Source organism: Streptomyces sp. CO7 (assembly GCF_053474865.1).
In genome coordinates this window covers 8,611-12,732 of the sequence record NZ_JBRIOU010000013.1, presented here as the reverse complement: position 1 = coordinate 12,732, position 4,122 = coordinate 8,611, and the positions used below count along the sequence as shown (strand labels likewise).

The following is a 4,122-nucleotide window of genomic DNA, read 5'->3' as shown; positions in this document are numbered from 1 at the left end:
GCGGGACCCGTCGCCGCGACCATTGCCGACGACCACAAGGCTCGCTATGTTAATGAGGAATCACATACCCCGGCACGACCCGAAGTGCGATCGTCTCGCAACTGGCAAGTGAGAACGGCGTGAAGCGCCGTCCGGCCCAGCAGGGAAGCGGGTAAGTCAATGGAGAATCTCAACAGGCGCAGAGTCCTGTCCCTCGGCGCCGCGCTCGGTCTCGTGGGCGCGCTGGAAGGTCCCAAGGCGTGGGCCTGGTCGTCGGCCGACTCGGTCGCCGGAAGCGGAGCGGGCGCCGACCCCGAGTGGATCTGGGACGACGCGACCGATCCCCTGATGGCCTCGCTGCTCGACAACGGGCAGGTGCCCGCGGTCAACACGGCGATGGCCAAGTGGGTGAACAACGGCGACCCGCTGCCCAGCGGCCTGCCGGCCGAACTCACCGCGCACCTGCGGCAGGTGAACAAGCTGCCCGCCTGGGCCGACCTCACCAAGCTGCGACGCGCCGCCGACTTCAACCGGCGCAGGGACACCTACCTGTTCATGCTGTACGGCCTCGGCAGCGGCATCATGAGCACCGTGATCCCCCGCGAGGCCAGGAGCGTGTACTGGTCCGCGGGCGGCGCCGACATGAAGGACCGCGCGGCCAAGACGTTCACCTTCGGCTACGACCTGTCCCAGCTGCGCGCCTTCGAGCCGTCGGGACAGTTCGTCGTCACCGCCAACAAGACCCGGCTGGTGCACGCCGCAGTGCGTCATCTGCTGCCCCAGTCACCGCACTGGAAGGCGGGCGCCGACCAGACCATCCCGATCAGCGCCGCCGACATCCTCGTCACCTTCCACAGCCTCGGCACCTACGTGCACGACAAGCTGACGGACTGGCGGATCCCCTTCCCGGCGGCGGACCAGGAGGCGTTCCTGCACTCCTGGCAGGTCGCCCTGCACCTGCTCGGGGTGCCGGACGAGTACATCCCGCAGACCTGGGCGGCCGCGCACGCGCAGTCGGCGCAGGTGCTCACCCCCATCATGGCCCCCACCACCGAGGGCAAGGACCTCGCCGAGGTGCTGCTCGGGCTCACCGCGCAGATCGACCTCGGCGTCACCCGCGGGTTCCTCAACGAGTTCGTGCGCTACGTCCTCAGCGACGAGGTCGGGGACTGGCTGGGCCTCAGGCGCGACTACGCGGCGGCGGCCCTGGTCCGCACCGCGTGGCCCGCCTACATCCTGTTCCGCGAAGGACTGTCGCCCGTCATGCCCGGCACCTTCTACATGGTCGACCAGTTCATCCGCGGCCTGGCCATGCTGTTCCTCAACAACGGCGGCTCCTCGACCACCACACCCATCACCATCCCCACCGGGAACCGGGCGGCCGGCTGACCCGCCGGCCCCGCGCCCCCGGCCCTCACAGGCCGAGGGCGCCCACGACCAGCGCCGTCACCGCGGCACGGTGGTCGTGGGTGTCCCGCCACCGCACCCTGCGTCCGGCCTCGACGGCCACGCCGAAGCCCGCGTGCACCAGCACGCGGGCCTGGCGCGGATCGAGCTCCGGACGCACCAGCCGCAACTGCTGCTCCCACACCGCTATGTGCTCGCGCTGCGCCAGGACCAGGGGACGCCGCAGCTCGGCCGGCAGCCCGGCGAGCTCGGCCTCGGCGACGCCGGTGAGCTCGGTGTACTCGAAGCTGTACGCCACGTACGTCGCGGCCAGGGCCACCAGCGCCTCCCGCGGGTCGGCCACCCCGTCGAGACCGACCTCCACCGCCTGCGAGAGCAGGCCCGCCGCCTGCAGGCAGGCCGCCGCCAGGATGTCGACCTTCCCGGGGTAATGCCGGTACAGCGCCGACGGGGTCAGCCCGACGGCCTCCGCGATCTGGCCGTTGGTGACGCTGGCGAACCCGTCCCGCGCGAACAGCGGGATGGCGGCCGCCAGGATCTCCGCACGCCTCGTACGCGGCGCCTGACGGGCCGGCAGCGCGACGGAGCGGGCGCCCGGCACCGCGGTCGTCGGATCGGTCACCGCCACGCCCAGCGCGGACGCCGTCAGCAACTCCTCGGCGCGGCGCTGCGCGAGGGAGGTGTGGTGCATCGTGACCGACCCGATCGCCCCGAGCGCCGCCACCGCCCGCAGCCGGTTGTCGGGGAGCGCGTGCGCGCCCTGCACCGCCTCGTCGACCCGCCGGATCAGGCGGCCGAACTTGGCGCCCATGCGCAGACGGTCCTCCCGGTCCAGATAGCGGGCCTCCCAGCGGTACACCCCGCCCGCCGCGCGGTGCGCGACCGTCACCCGGGCCACGGCGGTGAGCACCTCCGGCAGGGGAGCGCCGGCCGGAACCTCGTCGAGCGCGGTGACCAGCCGGTCGATCATGACGTGGGCGCACTCGGCGAACAGTGCGTACTTGTTCGGGAAGTGCCGGTACAGGGCTGCCGCGGTGATCCCCACGCCGGCCGCGATCTCCTCCATGGAGGCCCGGTGGTAGCCGCGTTCGCTGAAGGCCCGGCCGGCCGCCTCCACGATGAGCTGCCGGCGGTTGCGTGGCCGGGTGGCCGCGGTCGGCTCGGCGGTCACGGCCGAACGGGCGGGTGCGGAGACAGGGCCATGCGGAGCAGTCAACCACACGGAAACGCGGAGGTCTGCGGCTTCCGCGGCCCCGGGAACCCGTGCACGACCACCCAGTGACCGTCGTCCTCGACCGCGGCCGCGCACAGCACGCGGCCGTCCACCGAGACGGCGAGGAAGTCCGGGGCGCCGAACACCTCCCCGACGCGTGAGGGCAGGTTCTCGCCGCCCCGGTCCCGCACCCGCACCCAGCCGACCCGGCTCCCGCCGGAGCCCGGCGGCAGGATCAGGAACTCGCCGCTCCTCGTGTACAGACGCGCCCGTGCGGCCTGTTCGTGCCAGCGCCGGTCCAGTTCCCCGAGCGCGCGGGGACCGGGGCCCGGGACCCTGACCACCGGCTCGACCTCGACCCCGTTGACCGCGCGGAGCGCCGCCTCCACCGACGGCCCGTCCTGCGGCGGCCCGGCCACCACCTCGAGGCCGCAGCGCGCGAGCCTCTCCAGACGGTGCGAGACGGATGCCGTCGCTCCCGGCTGCATGTGCCCGTCCCTGAGCACCTCCCTGGCCTCCTCCAGCGCCTCGCGCGCCCACAGCCGGCGCTCACCGTCGCAGCGCGCCACCGCCCGCACGAGGAACCGGGCCACCGCGGTCGATGATTCGGCCAGTTGAGGGATCAGGAAGCAGACCTCGCGGAAGAAGTCCGGGGCCGCCCCGCCCGCCTGCTCCAGGAGGAGGGGAAGGACGTCCAGGATCTCGGCGCGGCAGTACTCCGCCACGTCGACGTCACCCTCCGCCGACGCCGCCCGGACGCCGGGGTTCCTGGCGTTGAGGACGACCTCCAGCAGGCTCACCGCCTCGGGTGTCAGCGGCGCCCCGGACCGGGCGTGCGAGGTGACCGCGTCGACACACGGGGCGGCCCCGCTGTACAGACAACCCTGGTTGGCGACCTCGCAGTACAGGAGATCGCGCACCCGGGCCCGGTCCTCCCGGTCTCCCCGCACCAGGCGGGCGAGGTACCCCTCCAGCCGGTGGGCGGGGACGCTCAGGGTGCTGAGCGTCTCCCACCGCCAGTTCCGCGCGAAGCTCACCCTCCGTTCCACCGGAACCTCACCCCCGTCCTCCCGTCGGCCCCGCATCCCGCGACCCCGTCACGTGACGCCACGCCTCGCCCACGGCGCCCCGCAGTGCGGCGTCGTCCAACTCGCCGGGCTCCACCGGCCCGGGCGCGCCGGCGTAGTCCTCCAGCGACATGAAGACCCGCTCCAGCAGTCCGGCCAGCGGCATCACGGCACGCTCCCCGGCACGCCGGGCGGCGCGGTGCGCCTCCCACCAGCCGTGCGCGAACTCCGGCGCCGTGCAGTCACCTTGGGCGAACGCGCGGATCAGCGACAGCATCCGCGCCGTCGCACTCGCGGGATCGACCTCCTCCGGCCGGGCCCAGGCGCGGTGGCGGAGCGGGTGGGCGGCCGCGACGTCGGACAACTGCGGCAACCGGTCCGCGAGGGCACGGGCGTGGCGGGCGAAGCGAGCCCGGGCCGCGTCCGGCCCCCCCGCGGCGGCCCCCCCCCCCCCGC

The 4,122-nt window shown here is 73.7% G+C and carries 4 protein-coding genes; 1 reads left to right on the top strand and 3 read right to left on the bottom strand.

The genetic code is table 11. The features are described 5' to 3' along the window. Window positions 1–159 precede the first annotated feature (159 nt). A complete protein-coding gene (locus ACOV8S_RS30115; protein WP_448321653.1) occupies window positions 160–1,368 on the top strand; it encodes an oxygenase MpaB family protein in 1,209 nt (402 codons plus the stop codon). A 25-nt stretch (window positions 1,369–1,393) separates the two neighbouring features. Here the strand turns inward: ACOV8S_RS30115 and ACOV8S_RS30110 are convergent, their stop codons facing one another. Genes ACOV8S_RS30110 through ACOV8S_RS30100 form a run of 3 tightly spaced genes read right to left on the bottom strand, consistent with a single transcriptional unit; the run spans window position 1,394 to window position 4,030 of the window. Further along, window positions 1,394–2,557, bottom strand: a complete 1,164-nt coding sequence (locus ACOV8S_RS30110) for a TetR/AcrR family transcriptional regulator (protein ID WP_448321652.1) — start codon at window positions 2,555–2,557, stop codon at window positions 1,394–1,396. 41 nt (window positions 2,558–2,598) lie between these two features. Then, a complete protein-coding gene (locus ACOV8S_RS30105; protein WP_448321651.1) occupies window positions 2,599–3,636 on the bottom strand; it encodes a hypothetical protein in 1,038 nt (345 codons plus the stop codon). 19 nt (window positions 3,637–3,655) lie between these two features. After that, a complete protein-coding gene (locus tag ACOV8S_RS30100) occupies window positions 3,656–4,030 on the bottom strand; it encodes a hypothetical protein (protein WP_448321650.1) in 375 nt (124 codons plus the stop codon). Between the last annotated feature and the right edge of the window lie 92 nt (window positions 4,031–4,122).

Bases quoted from the DNA above. Each gene is read 5' to 3' on its own strand.
- ACOV8S_RS30115 (WP_448321653.1), top strand. From the start codon at position 160: ATGGAGAATCTCAACAGGCGCAGAGTCCTGTCCCTCGGCGCCGCGCTC.